Raw genomic sequence first — 1270 nt, 5'->3', positions numbered from 1 at the left:
GGCTCATGGCCACGCCTGACCATCATGGATCTCATTCATCAGTTTCCTGATGGACAAATCTGTATTGAGGATAACGGCAAAATTGTTGGCGCTGCGCTGACGATCAAAGTGGACTACAACCGATTTTCACTTCCTCACCTGTACACTGACATCATCACCGAAAATAACGTCATTCAGAACCAAGTGACAGGCGATGCCATGTATGGCCTAGATGTGTTTGTTCACCCTGATTACCGTGGACTTCGCTTGGGCCGACGTCTTTACGACGCGCGCAAAGAGTTGTGCCGCAGCAAAAACTTTAAAGCAATACTAGCCGGTGGCCGCATTCCGAACTACCACCAATACGCGGATGAACTGAGCGTTGCAGAGTACATCGACAAAGTAAAACGCCGCGAATTGCACGACCCGATCCTCTCATTCCAGCTTGCGAATGACTTTGATGTTAAACGCATCATGCGTGGCTATTTGCCAGAAGATAACGCATCAAAAGGCTACGCCACGTTGCTAGAGTGGGATAATTTTTTCTACGAGGAAGACATTCAATCCGTTCACGACATCGAGAAAACCTTGATTCGCATTGGCGTGGTGCAATGGCAAATGCGCGCGATGAACGATTTGGAAGACTTGCTCGATCAAGCCGAGTTTTTTATCTCCTCTCTGGCCAACTACAAAGCCGACTTTGCTTTGTTTCCTGAGTTCTTCAATGCTCCGTTGATGGGATTGCAAAACGATCAAAACTCAGTTGAAGCTATTCGCTTTCTTGCTAGCTTTACAGAAGAGATCAAAAACCGTTTCTCGCAAATGGCGGTCACTTACAACATCAACATCATTGCTGGCAGTATGCCGCTCATCGAAGATGGCAAGCTCTACAACGTTGCGTACTTACTGCAACGCGATGGGGAAATTAACGCTCAGTACAAAATCCACATCACGCCACACGAACAAAAAGACTGGGTAATTGATGGCGGTGATAATGTACAAGTGTTCGAAACCGATGCTGGTAAGGTAGGCATTCTGATTTGTTACGACAGCGAGTTCCCTGAGTTGGGTCGTATGCTCGCCGAACAAGGTGCGCAAATTATTTTTGTACCATTCTGGACCGATACCAAAAACGGCTATCAACGTGTGCGGATCTGTTCTCAATCTCGCGCGATCGAAAACGAGTGTTATGTGGCGATTGGCGGCAGTGTCGGCAACTTACCGCTTGTTGATAATGTGTATATCCAGTGCTCGCAAGCTGCCGTGTTCGCGCCGTCGGATATGTATTTCC

Annotated in this window: 1 protein-coding gene; it reads left to right on the top strand. The window is 47.6% G+C overall.

Annotated elements, in window-relative coordinates; translation table 11 throughout:
- Positions 1-1270 (top strand): bifunctional GNAT family N-acetyltransferase/carbon-nitrogen hydrolase family protein (locus R8O70_RS25525; RefSeq protein WP_318184501.1); only part of this gene is annotated, 1270 nt, incomplete at both ends.

The organism is Vibrio sp. 779(2023), assembly GCF_033344285.1.
Lineage (GTDB): Bacteria > Pseudomonadota > Gammaproteobacteria > Enterobacterales > Vibrionaceae > Vibrio > Vibrio alginolyticus.
The sequence above is the reverse complement of the archived record's forward strand: the minus strand, read 5'-3'. Positions and strand labels throughout refer to the sequence as shown.